This window comes from Pseudomonas sp. H3_A02, assembly GCF_054671965.1.
Map to the genome: position 1 here is coordinate 1843418 of NZ_CP162807.1, position 24634 is coordinate 1868051.

The 24634-nt window shown below is 54.0% G+C and carries 16 protein-coding genes and 1 tRNA gene; 4 read left to right on the forward strand and 13 right to left on the reverse strand.

Features of this window, described 5'->3' with window-relative positions; genetic code table 11:
- Positions 1-7: 7 nt before the first annotated feature.
- From AB4N80_RS07955 to AB4N80_RS07965, 3 genes are all read right to left on the reverse strand, one after another.
- Positions 8-1690, reverse strand: coding sequence for a flavin monoamine oxidase family protein (locus AB4N80_RS07955; protein WP_122566672.1), 1683 nt, complete (start codon positions 1688-1690; stop codon positions 8-10).
- Between the two features lie 273 nt (positions 1691-1963).
- The gene (locus AB4N80_RS07960) at positions 1964-2425 is read right to left on the reverse strand and encodes an Lrp/AsnC family transcriptional regulator (RefSeq protein WP_053125954.1); all 462 of its coding nucleotides are present in this window, start codon (positions 2423-2425) and stop codon (positions 1964-1966) included.
- Positions 2426-2461: 36 nt separating this feature from the next.
- Positions 2462-4912 carry a hypothetical protein gene (locus tag AB4N80_RS07965; protein WP_436278751.1) on the reverse strand — a complete coding sequence of 817 codons (2451 nt, stop codon included), beginning with the start codon at positions 4910-4912 and terminating at the stop codon, positions 2462-2464.
- Positions 4913-5480: 568 nt separating this feature from the next.
- Between AB4N80_RS07965 and AB4N80_RS07970 the strand changes: the two genes are divergently transcribed.
- The gene (locus AB4N80_RS07970; RefSeq protein WP_460081427.1) at positions 5481-8039 is read left to right on the forward strand and encodes an ATP-dependent nuclease; all 2559 of its coding nucleotides are present in this window, start codon (positions 5481-5483) and stop codon (positions 8037-8039) included.
- Complete coding sequence (locus AB4N80_RS07975; RefSeq protein WP_460081430.1) at positions 8036-9865, forward strand: UvrD-helicase domain-containing protein; 1830 nt, start codon at positions 8036-8038, stop codon at positions 9863-9865. The genes AB4N80_RS07970 and AB4N80_RS07975 overlap by 4 nt, the downstream gene beginning before the upstream one ends.
- Positions 9866-9974: 109 nt before the next feature.
- On the opposite strand, the gene AB4N80_RS07980 is transcribed toward AB4N80_RS07975, so the two are convergent.
- A complete protein-coding gene (locus tag AB4N80_RS07980) occupies positions 9975-11066 on the reverse strand; it encodes a hypothetical protein (RefSeq protein ID WP_460081432.1) in 1092 nt (363 codons plus the stop codon).
- A 362-nt stretch (positions 11067-11428) separates the two neighbouring features.
- Between AB4N80_RS07980 and AB4N80_RS07985 the strand changes: the two genes are divergently transcribed.
- Positions 11429-13762 carry a YecA family protein gene (locus AB4N80_RS07985; RefSeq protein ID WP_460081434.1) on the forward strand — a complete coding sequence of 778 codons (2334 nt, stop codon included), beginning with the start codon at positions 11429-11431 and terminating at the stop codon, positions 13760-13762.
- 904 nt (positions 13763-14666) lie between these two features.
- Here the strand turns inward: AB4N80_RS07985 and AB4N80_RS07990 are convergent.
- Positions 14667-14906, reverse strand: a complete 240-nt coding sequence (locus AB4N80_RS07990; RefSeq protein ID WP_460081437.1) for a hypothetical protein — start codon at positions 14904-14906, stop codon at positions 14667-14669.
- 235 nt (positions 14907-15141) lie between these two features.
- Here AB4N80_RS07990 and AB4N80_RS07995 point away from each other — a divergent pair, with 235 nt between their 5' ends.
- Positions 15142-15345 (forward strand): antitoxin VbhA family protein, encoded by a 204-nt coding sequence (locus tag AB4N80_RS07995; protein WP_460081439.1) that lies wholly within the window; start codon positions 15142-15144, stop codon positions 15343-15345.
- Between the two features lie 274 nt (positions 15346-15619).
- On the opposite strand, the gene AB4N80_RS08000 is transcribed toward AB4N80_RS07995, so the two are convergent.
- The 8 genes from AB4N80_RS08000 to AB4N80_RS08035 form a co-directional block, all read right to left on the reverse strand.
- A complete protein-coding gene (locus AB4N80_RS08000) occupies positions 15620-16672 on the reverse strand; it encodes a TrbL/VirB6 family protein (RefSeq protein ID WP_460081441.1) in 1053 nt (350 codons plus the stop codon).
- A 1-nt stretch (position 16673) separates the two neighbouring features.
- Positions 16674-16934: an EexN family lipoprotein gene (locus AB4N80_RS08005; RefSeq protein ID WP_460081443.1), complete on the reverse strand. Its 261-nt coding sequence runs from the start codon at positions 16932-16934 to the stop codon at positions 16674-16676.
- Positions 16931-17365 carry a hypothetical protein gene (locus tag AB4N80_RS08010; RefSeq protein ID WP_460081445.1) on the reverse strand — a complete coding sequence of 145 codons (435 nt, stop codon included), beginning with the start codon at positions 17363-17365 and terminating at the stop codon, positions 16931-16933. The genes AB4N80_RS08005 and AB4N80_RS08010 overlap by 4 nt, the downstream gene beginning before the upstream one ends.
- 10 nt (positions 17366-17375) lie before the next feature.
- Positions 17376-18110, reverse strand: a complete 735-nt coding sequence (gene virB5, locus AB4N80_RS08015) for a P-type DNA transfer protein VirB5 (RefSeq protein WP_460081447.1) — start codon at positions 18108-18110, stop codon at positions 17376-17378.
- Positions 18107-19012: a hypothetical protein gene (locus AB4N80_RS08020; RefSeq protein WP_460081450.1), complete on the reverse strand. Its 906-nt coding sequence runs from the start codon at positions 19010-19012 to the stop codon at positions 18107-18109. Before AB4N80_RS08020 ends, virB5 begins: the two co-directional genes overlap by 4 nt.
- A 478-nt stretch (positions 19013-19490) precedes the next feature.
- Positions 19491-20561, reverse strand: a complete 1071-nt coding sequence (locus tag AB4N80_RS08025; RefSeq protein ID WP_460081452.1) for a tyrosine-type recombinase/integrase — start codon at positions 20559-20561, stop codon at positions 19491-19493.
- 126 nt (positions 20562-20687) lie between these two features.
- Positions 20688-20764: transfer RNA gene (locus AB4N80_RS08030), tRNA-Ile, on the reverse strand.
- A gap of 15 nt (positions 20765-20779) precedes the next feature.
- Entirely contained in the window at positions 20780-24523 is a 3744-nt protein-coding gene (locus AB4N80_RS08035; RefSeq protein ID WP_122566673.1) for an EAL domain-containing protein, read from the reverse strand.
- Between the last annotated feature and the right edge of the window lie 111 nt (positions 24524-24634).

The following is a 24634-nucleotide window of genomic DNA, read 5'->3' on the forward strand; positions in this document are numbered from 1 at the left end:
ACTCCTTTTATTCGGGCAGGGCGATCGGACCGATCTCGTGGAACACATCACCTGGACCCGGGTTCTCGGCGTGAGTTTCACCGCCGAAGTGCTTCATGATTCCCCACACGGCATTGAGTGAGGTCTGTACCGCGCCTTCGACCCAGGCGGGTGTCCATGAGACGTCATCGCCGGCGATAAAGATCCCGCGTTGTTCGGCCGGCATGTCGTCCTGCATGAAATGCGCGTACATGCGCTGGTTGTAGCGATAGTGGCCGGGCAGGGCGCCTTTGAATGCACCGAGGAAATGCGGGTCGGCTTCCCAGGACACGGTGATCGGATCACCGATGATCCGGGCGGCGATGTCCACCTTGGGGTAGATCTTCTTCAGGGCATCGAGGGCCAGCTTCACGCGTTTTTCCACCGGATGCGGAAGCATTTTCAGCGCATCGCTCATCCAGGAATACGACAGGCAAATCACCCCTGGCTTGTCGTCGCCGTTATCGAACAGGTAGGTGCCACGAGTGAGACGGTCGGTCAGGGTCATGCTCATCAGGTCGCGACCGGTTTCCGGGTCCTTGTCCTTCCAGAACGGCCGGTCGACCATCACGAAGGTCTTCGACGATTGCATGTAGCGGGTGCGGTCCAGGGCCATCCACATTTTTTGCGAGAACAGCGCTTCTTCACATTCGATCTGGGTGGTCAGCAGCCAGCTCTGGCACGTGACCAGCACAGCGGCGTACTCGCGGGTGTTTTCCCAAACGTCCGTCACGCTGAAACGGCCATCGGCCGCACGGGCAATACGCTTCACGCCGCTGCGTGGGGCGCCCAGGTGCAGCGAGTTCAGGCTGGTCCCTTCGGGCCAGTGCGCACAGCGTTCCGGCACGTGGTTCCAGATGCCGTGGGGCACCTGCTCGACGCCGCCGACCACCAGATGCTGATGGTCGTCGCAGTTGGTCATCACGACGCGGAAGATTTCCAGCATCGAATTGGGGAAATCCGAATCCCAGCCACCCGTGCCGAAACCGACCTGGCCGAACACTTCGCGGTGCTGGAACGAGAGCTTGGCGAACGCCTTGGAGGTGGCGACGAAGTCGTAGAAGGTGCGGTCATCCCACAGCGGCACCAAGGTGTTCCACAGTTCCTTGAGGCGTGGCACGTCGCGGTCGCGGATTGCCTGTTGGATGTCGCCGAAGCGCGAACCATCCTCCAGCGCATCGGCCCAGGCGTCGGCGACTTCCTGGAACAGCGCAGGAAGGTCCGCCAATTTCTGTGCGTAATAGGTCTGGCCTTCCAGATCGATGACCGTGCTGCCGGACGCCGGGGTCAGCGGGTTGGGGAACGGTTTGGTCTCCAGGCCCAGCTTGTCGACGTAGTGGTAGAACGCGGTGGACGACACCGGAAAACGCATGCCGCCCAATTCGGCAATCACCCCTTCGGCGCCGTTGAACGCCTGTGAGCGCAGGCGCCCACCCATCTTCGATGCTTCGTAGACCACGGGCTTGAGCCCCAGCTTCATCAGCTCGTACGCCGCCACCAGACCGGCGATCCCGGCACCGACAATCGCCACTTCCGTACCGTGGTTGTGGGCGGGAATACTGCCCAGGCCAGCCGGGTGCTCGATCCAGTCGTCAAAAGCGAAAGGAAAGTCCGGCCCGAAAATGGTGATGGGCTTCTTACCGTCTGCTGGGTGGCGATTGTGCTTGTTCATGGCGGACCTTGCTGGGCGACTCGACGCGGTGTTCGCGTCTGAGTATAGGAAAGATGCCAGCCATTCTAGGGAGGGTGGAACACGTTAATAAGACACAATATGTCGTCGTTTTGAGCGGTTTTCAGTCACTTTGACGTATTGATGAGTCGTAATGACGAAACAGGTTCTCTGTGGGAGAGAGCCTGCTCGCGATAGCGGTCTGTCAGTCATGAAGATGTGGCTGAATCAACGCCATCGCAAGCAAGCTCGCTCCCACAAGGTAAGTCACAGGCCCTAGACCGGCTGGCCCCGATCGATCTTGCTGCTGAGGATGATCGAGGTGGTGGTCTTCTCCACTCCGTCCACGCTGCCGATCTGGTCCAGCAACTGATCCAGTTGCTCCGGTGATTCCGTGCGCAACCAGGCGACGTAGTCGAACTCACCGCTGACCGCGCACAGCTGCTGGACCTGGGCCATGGCGCTCAAGCGTCGCAGCACGTCCTTGCCCGAGCGCGGTTGGACCTTGATGCCGACGTAAGCCTGCAAGCCGCCGTCAATCACCCGTTGGCCCAGGCGCACGCCATATCCGGTAATCACCTTGGTCTTTTCCAGGCGCGCCAGCCGCGAGGTCACGGTCGTGCGGGCGATGCCCAGTTGCCGGGCGAGCATGGCGACGCTTTCCCGGGCGTTGATTTGCAGCGCCGCGATCAGTTGCCGGTCGATTTCGTCGAGGACGGGAGGGCGGGTGTCAGTCAAAGGGGGGCTCCGGCGCAGGCATCGATGGCGAGCATGTTACAGGCTCCCGCGCTCGAAATAGCGGATGGCGGGTAACGCCAGTGCTTGCCACGCAAAGGCGAGGTCCGCCTGGGACGACCTGAGCCAGATACCTTCCTGGCAAATCAGTTGTTCAGCGGGCAATTGCAATAGAACGTCCAGCAAGACCGACTGCACCGAGCCTTGATCCTCGCTGCTTTCGGTTTCCCAATCGTGCTCGAAACACCGTATCTGCACGTGTTCTTCGTCGAAGCTTTCGAACTGAGGCCGATTGCCCAACCATTGCGGATGTATCCGCAGCGTATGCGCCTGGACATCGAGGAGCAGCAATTGCCAGCCCCGGTAGCTTCCACACTGTTCTGCCACATCGGTTGCCATACAGGTCAGCGCCAGATAGCGGCTGTTGGGTGACCAGACCATCGAGGGTGCCAGATCAACCAATGCGCAACCCGAGGCCGTTAGCAGGTGCCCGCCGAGACGGGGCGTACCGGCACGTACCCAGCTGTCGGCGTATTCCGTCTCGCTGCCGAACAGCCAGGCGGCATCCTGATCATTCGGTGCAGGTTGGATGAAATCACCCTCGGCGGTGGCCGCTTGCGGGCGATCCACCAGGCGCCAAGGCTCGACGGTGCTGAGCTGTGACGCTGTCGGTTGCAACTGCACCGTGTTGTAGAACAGTCGGGATTGTTCGTTTGGACGAAAAAAGGACGAGTCGCTGCCAACCTCCGGCGCGGCGACGTTGAATCGCTGCATCGGGCTGCTTTCCCTATTGTTATCCAGCCGACCTTGAACGACCGCCAGGCTCAGCCGACCATCGCGAAAATCGAGTATTCGCTCTACCCACATCGCAGGTCCTTCCAGCAAGCGTTGCTCCTGCAAGTCTGCTACCACCGCGTGGGTTGTAACGGTCGTTGAACCGTCGAAGGGTAGCAGCGCCAGATATCTCCCACATTCGGAGACCCGATGATCCAGCAACCAGGTTCCAGGCACGGACCAGTCGCCGATCCTGCAGCGATAGCCACCCAGGCCTTCGCGATTGTCACCGAGCCATGTCAGGACAGCGCGCACGTCGCCCTGCAACGGTTGCGTCTCGATGCAGGAATCGCCTCGCCGGCCCTTGCTGTCCAGCGGCATCACAATCGCCATGCGGGTCAGCGTGAACTCACCGACCTGCACGCGCCCCTGGGCGTCATGACCGGTCTGGGTTTCGGTATCGCCATGGATACTGTCCAGGCGATAGCCATAAAGGCCGGATCCTGGGCGCGGATAATCGAGGTACGCGCCGATACGCACATGGTCGGCGTCGAGGCCCAGCAGTTCATGCCAGTAGAAGGACGGTTCCGCGGCGCTCTTTACCCAGGGCGAGGGCAGGGCGCGCCAGCCGGTGTCGAGCCGCCACAACCAATACTGGTCGCCCTTCGTTTGACCGCCTTGCTCTTGGGCCAGGCACACCAGGGCGCGTTGATCGGTGCTCCATATCAGCGGTGCGTCTGCCGCCATCAGCAGATCGGACGGTTGCCCGTTGACGCTGACGGTATAGCGCGGCGAAAGCAGGGGATCCAATGGCTGGGCCAAGTCACGAAAGGTAGAGGGCAATGAGATATTACCCAGCAGGCACTGCTGGCCATCAGTGGAGCGCCGTTCAAAGGTCTGCTCAGGATGCCAGTCGGCTTCAAGCCACAGGTCGGCGACAGGCACCAGAGGGGTGACGCTAGCCGTTTGCAGCAGCTCATCGAGTCGGGTTTCGCGAATGCTGTTATCCACCAGCGGGCTATGGCGTCCGCTCAACCGGTCGAGGTCAAAAGCGTCCAACTCCCAGAGTTCGCTGTCGGCGCAGCGGTACAACAGGCGTTGCTGACGGTCGAGGACCACCAGTCCCCATGCCTGTCGGGACGGCACCGGTGCAGCAAAGTAGCGCCCGTCGCTGGAGAACACTGCCGAGGAACCAATGCCTTGCAGGAGCACACCGTCGGGAAACAGATAGTCGCAATACGTCGGGCCGCCCATGGCGATCTCGCCGTGGTTGAAGACCCGGATCGGTTCGCCTTCAGGGGTCAACAGCGGCTCGTTTCCACCCCAGGCACTCGGCCCTTTGCTGGAAACGGGCGCCAACCCAAGGCGCCGTTCCCAGCGACTGACGCAGGCGAGCCCGACGATGATGCCGAAGATCGCCACCAGGATGCCCCACCACTCGGGCAACGCCCGGCCCAGGCTGAAGCCCAGGCCGAACACGGCGCCGACCGTCAATCGCGCAACGCCTCGGCCCATCTCCAAAAAGCCCAGGCGAGCGGCCAGGCCCATCAGCAGCCCGAGGCACACCACCGCCAGCAAAGCCAAAGGGGGCGGCAGTATGGTGACGAAAAAGGCCGGCACCAGGAGGATGCCGAGTTGCCAGAACAGTTCAAGAAACAGTCGGGGGAGGCTGGTGGTGGCGATGATGGGCGTCTCGGTGAGGGAGGGGGCGTTTATCGTAATGGAGTGAAAGATGCTAGCGGGAGGACGCTGTATACGCAAAAGCCGCGCAATGCGCGGCTTTCAAGATGGTGGGCCCACACGGACTCGAACCGTGGACCAAAGGATTATGAGTTGCTGGGCGAGCAGGTATGCCTAGAGAAATCGTTCGAAGGTGAACGTAGGTTGGCATAGCTGGAGGGCCCGTGGTTACTGGTGTTGAGCGTAATTTTGAGAACGTTGCTCAAGCTGGGTACTGTACTGTGATTGTACTGATTTTGCAGCGGATTAGTCCCCCTCAGGAAGCATCGAATAGCCTAACCCCATTCTGGGGGAGCTAACTATTGATACCTTGTGAGTACGTGCCATGGATAGCATCCAGCCCTGACGTCCTGTGCCTGTAGGGAGGCGCTGCCTCGGCCAGTGTCTTGGTGTTAGAGGAGTCAGGGCAATTTCGTGAGAGTGCTCAGGCAAAGGGAGGCGCTATCCTTCGTCTATACAATATATTCAGCTGGCAGTAGTATCAAATAGCCTTTACCCGCCTGGGATACCGAAATAGGCCGACGAGACCCAACAAGGAAGAGTTATGTGCTCACAAGTATTTCGCGAGGTTTCGGAGCCCATTAGATGTGGGCTAACACATGATGAATACTGGAACGGCGTTGATAAAGGACTGATAAAATGTTGGGAGGTTGGTAGGGAAATTGGACAAAAGAATCCTGCTTTAAAAGCGCAATGCGATGCAGGAGAGCTTCCTATCCTAGGATGGAAAGGAGGTATTAGCTCAGTTGACAGAAAGCTCAAAAAATTCGGGTCCTTAAAGTACCTTGCTCAGTGGCAAGGAATTCGCGGCGAAAATTTGTCCCTGAATCTCAGCGTTGAAACAACAATTACATGCTCAAAAACAGGGAGTACAGTAACATTTACCTCTAGTCGCGAAAAGTATTTACGCATAACACCTCCAGCGGAAAAGTTAAAGGGATGTAGCCAAATGCGACTAGATAGATACAATGTTCGAAACTTTCGGCGGCTCGAAAATGTCGAAATCAGCCTGGAATCTAATGAAACAATATTTGTAGGCGCAAATAATGCTGGGAAAACGTCGGCTACTGTAGCATTTAGAACTTTTGTATCAAACCGGCTCGACTTTAAGATACATGATTTTCCAACAGAGTTAATTGACGAATTCGATGCCTTTGGTGAAGGCAGGAAACTTTCGCAAGAGTCACTTCCCTCAATAGAACTTGACCTTTGGTTTTCATTTAATCCTGACATTGAGTATGGGCGTGTTGCCTACCTGTTGCCTAGGATAGGCGTCGAGGATGTTGAAGCTGGGATTCGATTGCAATTTTCAGTAACGTCCCCTGAGCAGCTTCTTCTAGATTACAATAAGTCTTATCCTGTAACTACAGACGCTACAAGTGAAAATAAGCGGGCGCGCAAGTCACTCAGTCACTACTTGGGTCAAGACGGAGTGCTAAAAAAATATTTCAGCTTGAAATACTATGTGTTGGAGCAAACGCAGCCTAACGCTACCATAGTTCTTCATCCACTGGACTATCAAGTTGGCAGAAAGGCTCTGGCATCGTTAATTCGAGTGGATTTTGTTGATGCACAACGAAATATTGACGAAAGCTCGTCATCTAAAAGCAATCGTTTGTCAGATATATTCTTTGATTTTTATCAGCATAATCTAAATAAGCTTAATAATGACAATGAATCATTAGAAATAATTGAAAAAAGCAATGATAACCTTACAAATCACTATGAGAAAGAGTTTGAGTCCTTAATTCAGACAATAGAGGAGTTGGGTTTTCCTGGAGCGAATGACCGAACACTTAAAATTATTTCAAATCTCAATCCTGAAAAAGCTTTAGGCGGCAACGCCATTCTCACGTATTTTGATGCGGACGCAAGACACCCCCTTCCAGAATCCTATAACGGGCTGGGGTATAAAAACCTTATATACATGGCAATTCAAGTTGCTCACTTCCAAATCCAATGGTTTAACACCGAGGTGGATCGTCCACTCTGCCAAATAATATTCATAGAAGAGCCTGAGGCGCATTTGCACGCGCAGGTGCAGCAAGTATTTATTCGAAAAATACGGCACGCAATTCGCAGGACAACGAAAAATTTAGGGCATGAGACGCATTGCCCTCAGTTAGTAATCACTACGCACTCCTCACACATTATTGCGGAAGCAGATTTTAAAACAATTCGATATTTCCGTAGATGTTTAAGCAATTTAGGTGTGTCGAAATCCACAAGCAAAAAAACAACTGCAACTAAAATATTGAATCTCGCTAAATTCGCTTCCGAAAGCACAGAGCAAGAGAATCTGCACTTCCTCCAAAAATATCTCTCCCTAACGCACTGTGATCTATTTTTTGCCGACGCGGCGATAATAATAGAGGGGACAGTAGAGCGTATATTGCTACCGCACATAATAAAAAATCAGCATCCTATCCTGGAATACGCCTACATATCTACCCTCCAGCTTGGAGGTGCATTTGCGCACAAGTTTCTACCGCTAATAAAATTTCTAGATTTGACATGTCTTGTTATAACTGATTTGGACTCTGTGGATAGGAGTGACAATCGAAAGTCTTGCCGAGCCGATACCCCAGATTCAGTTAGTAGTAATGCATGTATTACTACCCTGCTTCTTAATGGAAAGAAAGGCCTGAAAGGGGAGGCGAAAATCAAGTATGACAAAGACAGATTGATATCAAGTTTATTGGCGCTGAAACAGCATCAAAAAATGGTTCCCGATAGTAGGATTTACGTGACATTCCAAGAAGCTATTGAGATTGAAACCAAGACGGAAACCAAAAAAATAGTTCCTAGGACGTTCGAAGAGTCATTTATTTACACTAATTTTGACTTGGTGAAAACGGGAAAGTTAGATGTTTTGATTGAGTACTCCGACGAAGCAACTCTGGATCAGCACTACACGCAAACGTACAATGAGGTTGTTTCGAATTTCAAAAAAGTAGAGTTTGCATTAAATCAAATCGAAACTCTCGAAAAATGGAAATCGCCGGAGTATATATCTGACGGCCTAATATGGCTCACCGCTACATTGAGTTCAACGACGGATATAGCTCTGATGTTCGAGACTCAATTCGAGGTGGTTAAATGAGTGCCGCGGTTATTGATCCAGATGATCAAATAAGAACGCTCATCGATTCTATGACTAACTTTTTGGTGATCGCAGGTGCCGGATCTGGCAAAACGGGATCATTAGTTAAAGCCTTAAATTATATAGCCGCTACTCATGGGCCTCGAATGCTAGCCGCAGGCCAAAAGGTTGCATGCATTACTTACACAAATGCGGGAGTAAACGTTATAAAGCAACGTACAAACCTAAATGAATTATTTTTGGTTTCTACGATTCACGGATTCATGTGGGGCCAGATAAGTGGCTATCAAGACGATATCAGGGAGTCTATAATAAATAATATAATTCCTCAAAGAATCCAAAAGAAACAAGAAAAGACAAAAGGAAATAGCAAAGAAGCAATAAAGGCGCGGGCGCAGATTGAGAGGCTCAGCCATGCTCTGACCGTCATAGAACAAACTGAATCTTTTAGATATAACGAAAGTGGGTATAGTGACTTTGTAAAGGGGTATTTGGATCACGACGATATCATTGATATTGCCTCGGACTTAATATCAAACAATAAGTCTCTTCGTCAGATTGTCGGTCAGCGGTTTCCCTATATTTTTATTGATGAGGCTCAAGATACCTTTCCGCATGTCATTGATGCCTTCAATGATATTTCGGATAGCGTCGGTCTTCCTATTACCGGCTACTTCGGTGATCCAGTTCAAAAAATTTATGAAAAGCGTGCAGGGAACTTCCAAGGTCCGCCAGGGACATGCACTATTGAGAAAAATATCAACTACAGATGTTCGATAGAAGTGATAAATTTACTCAATGCAATACGGCCCGAACTCAAGCAGGAACCTAGCACCGATAATGCCCAGGGCAGCGTTGAATTGCTATTAATAAGATCTGAAAAAGGGGAGGGTGAGCGAAATACTTACTCACCACGGCAACTCCAAGAAAATATATTGAAATTCGATAAAGCTTTGGAAAAATTCGGCTGGCAAGAGGATGGTGAGGTTAAGCAGCTATATCTAACTCGGCAGATGATAGCTGTTCGTCTAGGTTTCTCAAAACTGAACAAATTATTCACTGGTTCTTATTCGTCACAAAACTCAGAGGATGCTTTTAAAGAGGGGAGTCACTATCTTATTTCGCCATTTGTAAAGAATCTGGTGCCTTTGATTAATTATTTTGAAGCCGAAAATTGGGCTGCAATATCTGCATTGCTCAGAGAAGCAAGCCCCGCGTTGGATCCCGAAGGAAAGAATAAGAATAAATCTCTTAGAGATGTTTCATTGGAAATAAGAAATAGTATTAAAAGTTTGAGTGATATTTGGAAGACAGGAACGACCCTTGACGTTCTGCGGTTCGCACGTGATAACGACCTTTTTCACAAAAATGACAGGCTGGAAGAACATCTTTTTCGTGCTCCACGCATGGAAGAATATGATGATGAGATTCATTATATGGACAAGGGGGATTGGTTATGCGACGAGTTTTTCAAGTTTACTTGCGAAGAGTTACCTGCATTTTGCAAGTTTATTTCTAAGATGACACCTTATAGTACGCAGCATGGTGTTAAAGGGGAGGAGTTTCCCAAGGTTTTAGTAGTTTTTGATGATGTCGAAGCAAATTGGAATCAATATAGCTTTTCTAAGTTATTCACACCTCAGACCTCTGGAAAAGAACCTACTGAAGGTCAGAAGACGAAAAGTTACAATTTGGCATATGTTTGTTTTTCGCGAGCGGCCAAGGATCTAAAAATAATAATTTTCAGTAGCAGCCCTGAGTCGGCTAAGCGGGAAATAGTATCCAGCAAGCTTTTCACTTCAACTCAGGTCACCATAATTGATTGACACGGATGCCTAGCCTCGAAAAGTTAGTAGGGGCCCTTGAGATACAAGCGCCCTCAGCTGCGGGACCTTGATTCACAGGGCCCGGTAACGTGGCCATGCCTCGCATTGATCAATCATTTCGTAGATCTCGTTCCACGTCGCGTAGACGTTTGAGATCAAACAGCGGATTTCCATATAAGAAGCTGGGCGCTGTCCTGTCGCTTTTTTTGTAAGGTTTGGAGTGCTCATGATCTGGAAAGAATGGCAGATCGGGGTGATCCGGCGCGGAGTCAGCCCGATACACCTCTTTGGATACGCCGGGCTGGTATAGCATGTAAGCATAGTCCATTAGGGTGTTCAGTCGCAGCAGCCAATGCCATCCTCCAGCTAGCGGAATTCTTAAGTGCCAGCCACGTCGTCGCTTTTCTGCTTTTCCCACCTCGCCATCAAGTCCCTCGGCGACCAGGGTGTGTATATGAGGAATTAGCTCATCCGGGATTGCCTCTGCGCGCTCAACGTCGGGGAGATTCAGTGACATTGAAAACAAAGACTCGAGAAATCGCATCACGCTAGGTTGCTGTCGTGCGGACTCCATATGAACCGCACAGAGGGGCAACTGGATGAGCACCCCTCTGCCTGCATCAGTTCCTAGGGTTGTACGTGCAGAAGCGACGGCCGGGGCTGCACAAGCCACACAGCCACCTACCCCGGAGAAGATCAATGAATGGGTAACCGACGTGTTCTGGAAGCGGCCCTCAGCTAAGGCTGTCGGTTCTTGTGTGGTTTGGGTTCTCCATGCGTGCCACGCGTCATGCACTGATCTGGCTGCTGGCGTATCGAGCTGGTCATAGAGGGCTTGGGTTGTGGGTAGCGTTACCCATCCGTTGGTAACGATTTCATCGGCGGTCAAATCCCATCGTCGTTTAAAGCGATAAGTGCGTAAGCAGCCGCAGAGTTCGGTCTGAACAAATACCAGCACCTCTTCTCGCGTATCGCGTATTCGGAATTTCAGCGGCGCTGCTTGCACCAGCGTTTGCCAGACATTCGGGCTGTAGGTCACGCTTTCAAACACGAAGGGCAGTCGCCGCATAACAAAGTCGAAGTTTTTGAAGGCCAATGAGGCGACATACAAATCGAGGGTTGTACCATCAGGTGCTTCGCCGCGAAGCTCCTCAATCAACGAGTCGATGTTGAACAGTTGCCAATCAGTCTGGCTTTGCATTGCAGTCTCCTCGTAGGCAGCAGCTTAATACCTGGGTACTTTACCGGTGGTATGCCTATCCTGCACTAGCCCACCTACACCTTCTACTCGGTGAGGAGGCTGGATAATTGCAAACCACCCGACCACCCGTTTGCATCACTTGCTCATTCATTTTTAATCGACCTGATCAGTCGGTTGCGTCGGATTTGACCGGCACACTGTTGCTGTCGGAAGTCGACCCTGGCTCTTGAGGGAGGGCAGCAGACGGCCAAAATCGGAGGTTTGAGCTAGCCATAAAATCGGTGAATTACTTTTTACTTGCGGCGCGCTGAGAATCGACTCTGTATGGTTCTAGGCAGCAGCGACTTCAGGCATAAATAGTTATGGATGAAAAAGTAAGAGAAGAAGCCGCGGCTTCCTTGTTAAATGAGATGGCAGTCACGGCCGCCCGCATGCGCGAACTGATTGTCGCCATGCCTCCGCATGATTTGCTCGGTTATATCTACGCCCAGCACATGATGAAAGCTATGGCACACCAAAGTGTGACTGAAGGACAGCAAGAAGCGGACCGCCCGGATAATCTGATCAATGATAATCAGTTCCTGCTAGAGTACGTGCACGCGGTTCTTGCGTCAGACGTCGCCCCTGCAGTCGTAACATTCAACGAAGGCCAGTGCGCCGAACTGTATGAACTTGCCTGCAAACTGCGAGAGCAGGCCATGATTTTCGCTATGGTCTCGTCCGCCGACACGAAAGACGGCATCTTCGGTCCTGACACGTCCGACATTGAATTCCATGCGAAATCCACGTGGGTCATGCTGCGCGGGAACCGCTACCAAGTCTTGGAAGGCGAGTTCTACCAGTACGTTCTGGCGCCTCACGATGATGTACTGAAGGAAGTGTACGGTGTTAGTGCCTCCGATATAGCGGAAGGCTTCCAGGCCATGTCCGACTCCACGCGTTCTGGGCATGCTAACGCTATCATGGTGATGATGGATCAGCTTGAGGCAGCACAGGCCTTTGCCGCGGCACAGGGTAAGCCTTTAGAACACGTCATGGAGGCGTGGACTGCAGTCAATATGGAACGAACGAAAGCAGCCGAGCGTGCAGTGGATGACATGTTTCGGGGCGGCATAGCCAACGTGAGCTTTCACACAAAGCTACCACCTGCGCTGCTGGCGGACCTTTCGTACCAGCGCGGGGAAGAAACTGAATTCTTTGCAGCGGGTGATTTCGCAGGGACACCCTATCGGACTCTACCCGCCCGAAAGAAACCACTAATCCAGCTTGGATCGGACTACTACGCCGTAGACCCATGCTTCACTCGCGATGCGGGATATCGCGCACTTCTCTACAACCTCCTTCAGAGAAAATCGGACTACAAAAAGACCTTTGAAAATCGACAGAAAGTTATGAGCGAAGCTGCCTTCGCCGACATCCTTGCCACCCAGCTCCCCGGCGCCACCGTTTTCCAAGAGGTCTACTACAAGGACCCCGCCAGTAATAAGTGGTCCGAAAACGACACTCTTATACTCGTTGATGACGTGTTGTTCTTAGTTGAAGCCAAGGCCGGCGCGGCCGCTACCATCGCATCACCAGCGCTTGATTTCGGTCGCCACGCCCAGTCCGTCCAGGACTTGGTACTCAAGGCCTATAAACAATGTGAGCGCTTCTTTAATTATCTTAACTCTGCAGATGAAGTGCCGCTCTACCAACAGGTGGACGGCAAATATGAAGAGTGCGGCCGTGTCCGCCGCGCTGACTACCGAGTGATGGTGCCGATTGGGCTGACGGTCGAGTCGTTCTCTCCTTTCTCGGCGTACTGCAAGAAACTGCCGGAGATTAAGCCGCTTCTTGGAAAACACGGCTTCGTTTCAATGTCCATCGACGACCTGTTCGTGCTCAAGCGCTTCCTGCCCACACCCGGCGAATTCGCCCACTACATGGAGGTAAGGCAGGCCGTGGCGGGGATACGCCAGGCTCATCTTTTTGATGAGGTCGACCACCTCGGTGCGTATTTGAAAAAGAACCGGTTCGATCAAACCATTGCCGACCAGTTGAAAGGGGGCAATGTGGACATGCTTATCTGGAACGGTATGAGCGAAATCGTCGACAAGAGCTTCGAGGATGTAAACTGGCAATGCAGGCCATTTCCGAGGCAGGACTTCCCGGAGGAAGTGCTGAAGCTGCTTAAAGCGCTTGACGCCACCCGAGGATGTGGATGGCTTTCAGCGGAGAGTCATATCCGTGATCTTGGAGAGGATGGCCGAATTAATCTGGCAAAGATGCTTTCTGACCTTCGCCAAACCTTGAACCAGCATCCTGCTCGATACTTTCTTCTGGGCGGGGAAGGCCAACCGCTATTCGTTTGGCTTCAACGCGAGGACCAACAAGCTGACTGGACAAAGGTAAATGACAAGGCCTGCTCAGCTGCATTGGCAGTCAAGACTTCTAGCATCACTTGCGTCATGGCAGAGGCTAGTGCCGATGGAACATATCACCGGGCGCAACCCTTCACCGTCCATGTGCCGACAGAGCGAACGGAAGAAAACTCTCATATTTACGAAGACGCCACGCGTATGGCAAAACCTACGCGGGCTGTGAATCTCAAGCAGCCGAAAAATTCCGTTCCTCCCTTGAATATCGCAAAGCCCGGGCGGAATGATCTCTGTCTGTGCGGCAGTGGCAAAAAATTCAAAAGGTGTCATGGCCGTTAGCGTTACCCAGTACTGGAGCTCGAGACTAATTACGTAATTTTGGGGCCCTTCGTGCCTGCTTTGCATGGCTAGTTGGGGTTAGAAGATTGGCGGGCCGAAAGGCGGGGCTGGGTCGGATCTCAGCCGGTCATTGTAAGGGAGATCGGCCAGAGGTTGGTCGCCAATGGGCGTCAGCTTATGGTCGGCTTCTGCCGGTCGAGGCCACCCGGTGTGCTGGTTAATACAAACGGCTGATCAAGTCGGTCCTAACTGCGACTGGTTAATTATATCGATTCTCCTGGATCGTCCGACACGGTGTTGTGCGCACAGTACTCCGGCGTTTTGCCTATCCTGCCTTAGCCCTCCGTAGCGCTTGCACACCGTGTTTTTTCGTCATGACGAAATTATCGCCGCTAATGAGAGAAGCGGCTTTGCTTGCTCAGAATGAGCCTGTATGACGAAGTCACGGCGTCTTGCCTATCCTGCACTAGCCCTCTCAGGTCTCCGATTCTTAGTCATGACGAAGGAATGCCGAGCTTGGGAAAAGAAACGTGGTTTTGCAGAGTGCGAACGAGAAATGCCGAGTGAGTTGTGAAGCAAAAATGGGATGGGTCAGACTGCGCGCCCTTCGGGCTTGCCCAAAGGGACGCTGCCCCTCTGGACTCTCCGCCCTCGCCGGTTGCAGGGTTGCAGGAGGAAAAAACTCTCCTGCAACCCCGCCCGAAGGGTGCGGGCACTCCATCGGCATCAAGGGTACGCTTCGCCGGCATCCTCGCCCGGTCCACTCGCTACGCTCGCGGCAGCGGCCTCCGGTTCCGCCCTTGACGCCGATTACAGCCAGAAAGCGTTAGAGACTCTGGAAGCGGCATTTTCCAACCACTCCGATGTGCTCTTCGCCGGCTCAAGGGGCTCGAACGGGTAGGAATTAATGCGCCTGTTCGATTCTTCGGACAGCCTCTCTTAAATCATCGAGGAATCGGATGGTCATGTCTGGGCCAACCTGGCTAACCGAAAATTGGACGACTAATTGTCCAAGTCCTGCCATCAAGATCTGCGCAGGAATGCCGGGATTCTCGTTAGCAAAGCGTTCCATCACGTCAACCATCTGGTTTTGCAGTTCAGTGGCTTTGTCACGCATAGCGCGTGAGAGCGTTGATGATGTCATGCATTTCTCCAGGGTGATCGGAAGGAAGGTGCGCGTTATCACTGAGTCCGGGTCCCTTCTCGAAAATTTCGTCATGACGAAATTTTTAGCTGTGATCTGGACCGTTCGCAGCCATCAGAGGCCGTGATACTAGGTGGTGTCGTTGCTCGCTTGGCCTGGTTTCTCCACGAAATCGCGTTGTGCTGGCTTACCAAGTAAAATTTAAATCATATGGGCTGGACGGTAGGGCTGGCTGATGGACAAAAATCATCATCCCCAAATCTCTGATGCTGAACGGCGGCGTAGAGAGGAAGCAGTTAACTACGCACGCTCGTCTGTTGGCTTAGAAGGCTTTCAGCTCAGCAAGGCCGATGAGAAACGCGCAAGGCGTTTCATCAATGGAGAAATTGATTTGACTGAGTTCGTGAAATGTCGCGATGGGGCTGGCGAGGAACCGTAGGGTCACTTCCTACGACAGAGCTAGCGCTGGATGTTGATCGTGCGCCGGAATCGGCGTCAAGGGCGGGACCGGAGGCCGCAGCCGCGAGCGTAGCGAGTGGACCGGGCGAGGATGCCGGCGAAGCGTACCCTTGATGCCGATGGAGTGCCCTTACCCTCAGGGCAGGGATGCAGGGGCGCTTTACTCCCTGCACCCCTGCCTCCCGGCGAGGGCAGGTGTCCAGAGGGGCAGTACCCCTTTGGGTAAGCCCGTAGGGCGCGCAGCGGTAATGGCTTCAATTACCTTTAACGGAGCCACCCGTTGCGGGGCCCCAGTTCTTTCCAAGGTTTTGCAAGACGTGCTGACGGTAGGCCGGATTCCAAACTGTATTGCCCGCCACCATGTGGTTGGTGCGACCTGCTGTGACCATCATCCCGGACTGCATATCACGCCGCGCCGTTTTCGGATTGACAACATTCCCGACGGCATCAGCCATGTTGCGGAAGGTGACGGCTCCGAACGAAATACCTCCGGCCAAGGATGAGCCCAGCCCGCTCGTTTTCTTAAGTGCAAAGAAGATGAGGAGGGCTGTCGCCAGGATCTGGAAAAAAGAGGTGATGGGGTTGTCATCACCTACGACAATTACCTGATCAAAAAGGTGTTTGAAGAGAGCAACCCCGACAGTGACAACAACCATCGCGATGGCGATCTCCAGAGCGAATGAAAGCGCCTGCTGGAACCATCGGTCGAACCATTGGGCTGTGACGGGGAACATGAGTGCAGCGATGAATATCGGCCCGATTCCCAGCAGCACGCCCAGGCCAAGTTTGGCCAGAATTATGGTTGCTGCGGCCGGTAGATGGATCAGAAACACAGCCATCGCCATCAGAAGCGCGTTTAGGGCATCCCAGAACATCTGTCCCAGTTCATAGAACTCCCGTTTTGCTGCTTTGCCGAGCATGTCATAAGCAACGTTGAGCCCTTTGTTCGTCGATTCGTCCAGCACTTGATAGATATTGGTGGAGTGCGCATTCGATGTGGACACGATGTCGGCTAGGCCGCTTTCTAATCCGTGAATCGCCGATATGACCGTTGCTGTATAGGAATCTACCGTCATGCAAAAAGCAGCAATGATGCTGATCTTGATGCATTGTTTGAGGTACGTTGGAAAAGGCGCCTCCACCGCGCCGGAGCTGATCGCATAGCCTGTCAACGTGATGTAGAGAGTGACACAGGTAAGTATCGTCAACTGGAAACCCAAAATCACATTCGATGCCGTTTGTGAAACGAAGGTGTTCAGCATCGCGTCCAGGCTTCCGCCGATCCATTGAAATACGGTCCACTCCATGTCACGAGCCTCCTTTCAGTGGATTGGATGGGACCAACCTGGGGTAGTCCCGTTTATCGACCGCTAGATGATTGGCCGCGGTTTTGGCGTTGATACAATTCGGCGTCGTTGCCAGTTCGCCCGGATTTTCCTCACATTTGAGGATCATGCTTTTACGTTCCGCATCGTGACTCTTGTACCAATCAACGGTTCGAACTGGCGTGCTTTCGCCACAACCGGCCAGGATGACTGCGACCGCGAGAACGAAGGAGACCTTTTTCATTTCTTCACTCCCGATGTAATGGGCAGCGACATCGTGCGCAGGGCATGCGCTACCTCGGCTGCCGTAATGATGTGTCGAGTTGCAAGAAATCGGAGTGCGGATTCAGCTATTCCGGCATGAGTGGGGTTGGTGAATCGTTCGCGACCGTTGAAGTAACCCATACCCACCGCTGCGAGACTTGAAATGACCGCGTAGAAGCAGCACTCCCAGCTTTCGAATCCTCTGGTGGGCAGGTTAAGCCAGTCATACGCAGCCCAGAAAATAACCAGTGCGGCCCAGAAGGTCCCAATCACGTCGAAATTGAAAACCTGCCATTCCAGGCGATAGGCAGCCTTGAGCTTTCCGACGCGGCGCACGGCCAGCCAAAAGCTGATGATCAAGCTCGCGTAAAAGCTAGCGACGGCAATGGAAAAAAGATAAAAAATTGGCATGGCGTTCCCCTTACTGGTCGAGTGGGTTGAAGGTTTGCAATCTCGAGTGCCCACGCTTATCGACGAGCTGAGCATTGATTTCCCGCTGTTGCTGCCGCTGTAGACGGTCCTCCGCCTGGGCCGCCATCTGGTACATATGGAGCTTGGTTTGCTCGTTCTGAATCATCGCTTGCTCGGCCGAAATCCGACCCGGTAGCTCTGCAATAGCCTTGGGATCTGCGGTGTCGTTGATCTTTCCCATCAACTGATCGATCTGCCTCAAGCGGCCTTTGGCTGCGTCGTAGGCGTCCAGGGCGAAAGCTTTGTCTTGCGACGGCTTTACCGCCTGGGCTTGGCATGAAGTTCTCTGCTGGGTCGTCGTGAACTGTGAGCAGGCGTCGTAGACCTTTCTGTCGTTGTAGATCTGGGCCGCCCTTCCACTCAGGCCGGCATAGCCGCCGCTCTGTACGGAGTCGTAAACCTGCTGCCAGTCTTGCGGTAGGTAATCTCGAAGAGCTGGGTTATTCATGATGGTGCCCAGGCCACGCGATCCGGTGATCGACTGGTATTGCTGCTTCATCTGGTCAATTTGCGAAGTCATTTGCTCGACTTGCTGTGCCCAGCGCGCTGTGTTGGCCGCGAATTCAGCCATGGTCATTGGCGAGTCACTTGCCTGGGTTGTCACCGTTACGGGAATTTGAGCGTAGGCGGCCGGCAACATGGTGATGCTGACAATGAAAGTGAGATAGACAGAGAAATCCTTCATGGTTGCCACTCTTTTTGTTGAGATGAAAAAACGGCGGTCACGCTTTCCTCCCGATCCGTAGAAGATGAACCCCTTATTCCAAGCAACGCTTTAATCTCCTGCATGTGACATTGAGCACGATAAGGTGAGCTTGGCGCTGCTTTGATTGGCTTGGCAGATCTTGAAGTGGTTGATGCATTGCGCTTGGCTGCAATGGCTAGTGCTCCCGCAGGGTTGAACTCACCTTTCTTGCATCGAGAAACCACAGCTCTAAACCACCTGCTAGGGCTTGTTCTGATGCTTTGCGCTTCCAATGCGCTCGCAAGTTCGTCGAGCAGTTCCTGCGCCCTTTTCTGAGGTATTCCTGCTAGCAAATCTGCAATAGCGTTCTTCTCGGTCTCTGATAGGTGAGGCCATATCAGCGATTCGCGATTGGTGTTTGAAACCGCCGTATCTGTTGTAGTGGTATTTATCTTTTTGGTTCTTTCGTAATTGGTAGAACGTCTAGTTGGTATATCCCCATTTTCTCCATGCGATGGCCTGCCACCCTCTGGTCCACCAGCCTGTGGAGAACCATCCCCTGGTTTTGTAGGGGATGGAATTTCTGGGGTGTCGGTGACTACGTGGAACCATACGAATTTTCCATGTTCGCCCTGTACACGCTCTTGCTGGAAGTAGCCTGTATTTTGTAGTTCCCAGCGAACCTTCGACCACTGCTGCTCGCTAAGCCCGAATAGTCTACGGATAGGGCCAATCCGCAACTCAAATTCAGGACTGCGTCCGAGCATCCATGACAGGACAATACGGGCTCTCCAGCTCAAGCGTCTGTCAGTCAAAATGTCGTCGGGGACGGACGAATACGCACGGCGTTTTACTCTGATCGCCGAGCTTGGTTGCGGCTCTTTGCGATCGTCCTGTTTCATTGATGCGTTTCCTGGGAAGTGCTGTTGCTATCCAGTGCAAGGGCATCTTTAACTTGTAGTGTGCGGAAGTAGACTCGGCGCCCCACTCTCATCATTGTGGGGTGTAGTTTTCGGGACACATCAGTGTTTGAGTAAAGAGCTACTCGAACCCCATCTGGAGAGCGTCCCAATAGCGAAGCAATATCCGCGATGCTCATAAGCGGGCCAAATCGCTCGAGCATGTATTCTTCCGTTGTCATTTGTAAGTCCACCTAAGTTATGGGTAAGTGGACGTATTCTTCTGGTTGTTGTTTGTTTGGTCAAATGCAGTAGCGTCGATCCATTGACCATGTTCACCTATTGGTAATTTCCAAAAATGGATATTTGTGTTTGCCAAAATATATTGTTTTGGTCTTTTGTTACTTGGCGGGTGGGTTTAATTATTTGTATATCAGCTAGTTGCGAAATTTATTGATGTGGTCGTCTAGATAGAAATATTTCATGCGGTTTTTAATTTTTTTATCCGATCTAGCCGACCTACCAGATCTTCAGCCCGGAGATGTGTGTAGCGTTTCAGCATTTGCATGGATTTATGTCCACTGATAGCTGACACCTCCTGATCAGAAAGGCCTCCCTCGACGAATCGACTAACCGCCTCATGTCGTAAATCGTGAAAGCGCAAGTCAGGCATTCCGAACGTCTTTTTGAGCACTCCCCAGATTTTGGTAAACGCATAGGGACGTCGTTTTCCGTCTTTCCCAGGCTCGCCGAAGAATACAAGATCGCAATCCTGTGGCCGGGTAGGGTTATCAAGTGCGGCCTGGAGGGTCACCGTTGCCAGCCTGCTTAGAGGAACAGTACGTGCGCTGTCGTTCTTGGTATCTGAGAGGCGGACCACGCGTCTTTTGAGATCGATTTGGTGGCGACGTAGGCCTGTGATTTCCGAAGAGCGCATTCCCGTTTCCAGAGCGATACGGACGATCCACCCAAGCATGGGGTTGCTGTGGTTGTTCACGGCTGCCAGTAGTCGTCGTTCCTCCTCTGGGGATAGACGACGGTCACGACCTTCGCCTGGGCTCGGCTTACGAATATTGAGCACTGGGTTAAAGGTCAATCCAAGGCCCCACTCTTGAATCGCAACCGTGAACAGATGGCTCAGTAAAGCTAGCTCCAGCCGCACGGTGTTGTTACTCGTGGGATTGCCGCGGTTGGTGAGTGAGCCCAGTCGGGTATCGCGATAGTTGGCGATCACTTCGGACGATAATGCCGCGAGGGAATACTTCCCCAGGTGTCGTATCAGTTGCTGCGCCTTGGTTGCTTCCGCTCTCTGCGTTGTGGGCTTCTTGGTAGGGCTCACTTCACGGAGGTATTGCTGGAGCGCCTTTTCGAGCGTCAGTCGCTCAGAGCCGCTGCGCTGGATATATACACCACGCACCATTTCGTCTTCGGTGCGTCGTGACCAGTCTTCGGCGTCGCGTTTGGTGCGGAAGGTTTTGGCGTTGGTCGGCCATCCGGTTTTGCGGATGACGGCCTTCCAGGTGCCGGCAGGGGTTTTAACGATTGTGGCCATCTGAAGGACTCCAAAGGCGTGCAAGCGAAGCCGCACTGTACCTAATTTGTACCTTTGGACCATAGGACTGTATCTGTGATGATTCCGCCAGAAACGCGAAAGCCGCGCAATGCGCGGCTTTCAAGATGGTGGGCCCACACGGACTCGAACCGTGGACCAAAGGATTATGAGTCCTCTGCTCTAACCAACTGAGCTATAGGCCCTCAGTAGGTCGCGGATTATAGCGACGGTTTCTCGGCTGTGCTATCCGAAAAATCCGATACGGTCACACGAAGAAACGTTGCGGCAAACTCGTCGGCGCACAGGGGCAGGCTGACGATGTAGCCCTGGATCTGTTCGCAACCTTCTTCGGTCAGGAATTGCTGCTGGGCCAGGGTTTCGACACCCTCGGCGATGATGGTGAATTGCATGCTGCGACCCAGGGCGATGATTGCCCGCACGATGGCCGCGTCGTGGGGGTCGTCGGGCAGGCCACGGACGAAGGACTGGTCGATCTTGAGGATGTCCAGCGGCAGGCGCTTGAGGTAACTCAGGGAGGAGTAGCCCGTGCCGAAGTCGTCGATGGCCAGTTGCACGCCGAGGTTCTTCAGTTGGTGCAGCACCGTCAGGGCCTCTTCGGCCTGGCTCATGATGAAGTTCTCGGTAATCTCCAGTTGCAATAAGTCGGGCTGGAGCTGGTGCTCGCGCAGCAGTTGTTCGATTCGCCCCAGCAAGTTGGGTTGGCGCAGTTGGGCGCCGGCCAGGTTGACCGACAGTGGGCCTAGGCTTTCGTAAGTGCTGTTCCATTCGCACAGTTGCCGGCAGGCGCGCTCCAGTACCCAGTCGCCAATTTGCAGGATCATGCCGTTTTCTTCCGCCAACGGGATGAAGTGTTCGGGCGGGACATCGCCAAATGTCGGGTGATACCAGCGAATCAGTGCCTCGGCGCCCACCAGTCGGTTGTCGACGAGGCTGATTTTCGGTTGGAAGGACAGTGACAGCTCGTTGCGTTCAATCGCGCGGCGCAGTTCGTGCTCCAAGGCCACGCGCTCGCTGGCCTGGGCGGTGAGGTCGCGGGTGTATTTCTCCACCCGATTGCGGCCCTTGGCCTTGGAGCGGTACATCGCCGCGTCGGCATTCTTGACCAGCGTGGCGACGTCGCAGCCATCCTGCGGGTAGAGGCTGGTGCCGATGCTGGCGCTGATGAAGAACTCGTGCTCGCCGGCCTGGAAAGGTGCGGTAAAGCAGTTCAACAGTTTCTGGGCGATGTGCTCGGCATCGCTGGGCTGCTGCAGGCCCGGCAGCAGGATAATGAATTCGTCGCCGCCCAGGCGCGCCACGGTGTCGATGTCGCGCAACTGCTCGCGCAAGCGCACGGCGATGCCCTTGAGCAGCAGGTCGCCGACCGGGTGTCCGAGGCTGTCATTGATGTGCTTGAAGCGGTCCAGGTCCAAGAACAGCACGGCACCCTGGCTACCGTTTTCCTGCTGGCTGTTAAGAGCCGCCAGCAAGCGGCTTTCGAACAGCGTGCGATTGGGCAGGCCCGTCAGCGGGTCGTGGTGAGCCTGGTAATCGAGCCGGGCCTGGGCGTGCTTGAGACTGGAGATGTCGGCGAAGACCGCGACGAAATGGGTGATTTGTCGGTCCCGATTGCGTACCGCGCTGATGGTCAGCCAACTGGGGTACAGCTCGCCGTTCTTGCGCCGGTTGGAGATCTCTCCCTGCCAGTGCCCCTCCGCGGTCAACTGGTGCCACATTGCCGCGTAAAACGCGCTGTCATGCAGGCCGGAAGCCAACAGCCGGGGTGTGTGGCCCAAGGCTTCGGTTTCGCTGTAGCCGGTGATTTCAGTGAAGGCTCGGTTCACGGCACTGATATGTTGTTGGGTATCGGTGATCAGCACGCCCTCGGCAGTGCTCTCAAACACGGTGGCGGCCTGTTGCAGTTTTTCCTGCATCATGTGGCGTTCGGTAATGTCCCGGGCGATGGTCAGCATGTAGTCTTCGTTGCCGATGGGCAGTGGGCGGCTGGACACTTCGCAGAGCCGTATCTGCCCGTCGTTGCGACGGATATGGCAGCTGAAATCCCTGACGAAGCCGTCCCGTTTCAGCAGGTCGAGCATCTGCTTGCGCTCGTTGAGATTGACCCAAATGCCCAGGTCCAGGGTGGAGCGGTCCACCGACAGGGCGCTGTTGAAGCCGGTAATGCGGCTGAACCCTTCGTTGACTTCAATCAGCAAACCGTCGCTTTGCCGGGACAGCAGCAGGCCATCGGGCGAGGCGTGGAACGCCTTGGCGAACTTCTCTTCGGACGTCTGCAATTGCTGCTGGGTTTCCTTGAGCTGGCTGATGTCTCGTACCACCACGACCAGGGCTGGCGTTGTGTCGAGGTCAAAGGGCTCAGCGGAGATCAGCCCGGTGAACACCTGGCCGTTGTTTCGGCGAAAGGGCATTTCCAGGTTGCGAATACTGCCGGCCTGCAAACGCTGCAACAGGCTCGGCCCCACGCCTTGGATGCCCCAGATATTCAGTTCGGTTGCGTTGCGCCCCACCACTTCTGCGGCACTCAGGCCGATCTGCTCTTCGAAGGCCTTGTTGACCTCCAGCAGGCAACCGTCCAACAGCCGTGCAATCACCAGGATGTCCGGACACTGGCGGAACACCGAGGCAAATTTCTGCTCCGAAAGACGCAGTGCTTCCTCGGTGCGCTTGGCTTCACTGATATCGATCATCAATCCGCGCATCAGCGGTTCGTGTCCGTGCTCGATCAGGCTGACGATGTCGCGCACCCACAGGCAGCGACCATCGGCCGTGATTACCCGGTAATCAATGCAGTGGTCGCGACCCGCCAGTACTTCATGATCGCAGTAACTCTGGGCTCGGATCAGGTCTGCCGGATGAATGATGTTGCGCCAGAAACCTGGGACCAGCCAATGGGAGAGGGGGTAGCCCAACAGGTCTTCAGCGTGAGGCGACACGTAGCTGTAGGTGAAATCGCTGACCCTTGCCTCCCAGGCAATGGCCGACAGGCTCTCCACCAACCCGCGGTAATGGTATTCGCTGCTACGCAACTCCTGCTCAAGCTCGACCCTGCGGGCGATTTCCGAGCTGAGCCGGCGATTGATGCGAATCACCACCGCCAATATGCCGACCAGGAGCAGCAGCGCAGGCAGGCCGTAAAACAGTAAGTCTGACCAGAGCTGGCGATAGTCGTGCACATTGCCGATCCACTTCTGCTGGATCTCGGCGACCTCGGCCGGGCTCATGTCTGCCAGGACTTTATCCAGGATGCCCACCAATACCTTGTTGTCGCGAGGAACGGCCATTGCCAATTGATAGCGATAGGGCGTTTCCCCGCTGACATAAAGACCTTCGAGCTTGAGCTGGCGCAGGCTCCAGACACTGGAAGCCAGATCGCCCACTACCGCGTCCACTTCATCGGTTGCCAGCGCTTGCAGGGCTGAACTGACGTTGGGCAGCGCCACGAGGTTCAGGTCGGGATGATGGTTGCGCAGCAATTCATGGGGGGCATAGTTCTCCACTACGGCGATTTTCAGCCCGTATAGCTCCTTGAGGCTGTGGGGCTGGGCGCCACCGCGATGGGCCAGGATGACAATGGGGAAATCCAGGTAGGGGCGGGTAAATGCCAGGTAATTCTGGCGTTCCGGGGTGGACATGATGCCCGGCAATAGGTCGATCTTGCCCTGTACGACCTGCTCGAGCACGGCAGTCCAGCTGGCCGGCTCGACGGGCGTGAGCTTGACGGCCAAGCGTTCACGGATGATCTCAATGTAGTCGGCGGCCAAGCCCTGATAGCGGCCTTGATCGTCGCGAAACTCAAACGGCGGCCATGAGGCGTCGATACCCAGGCGCAGGTCGGGGTGGTCCTTGAGCCAGCGGAGCTCCTCATCGGTGAGCGTCAACGCGCCAGCTGTTGCGGTCCAGGTGATCAATGACAGCAAAAGCGCGGCCGTCAGTCTGGGCATCACTGTCTCGTCATGGCTTGGGAGGATGATTCGAGTGTAGACGGGCAACAGGGGGGTGAGGAGCGTAACGAAGGGGATTTTATCTGTGCATAACAAAACCCCCGGCAGGGC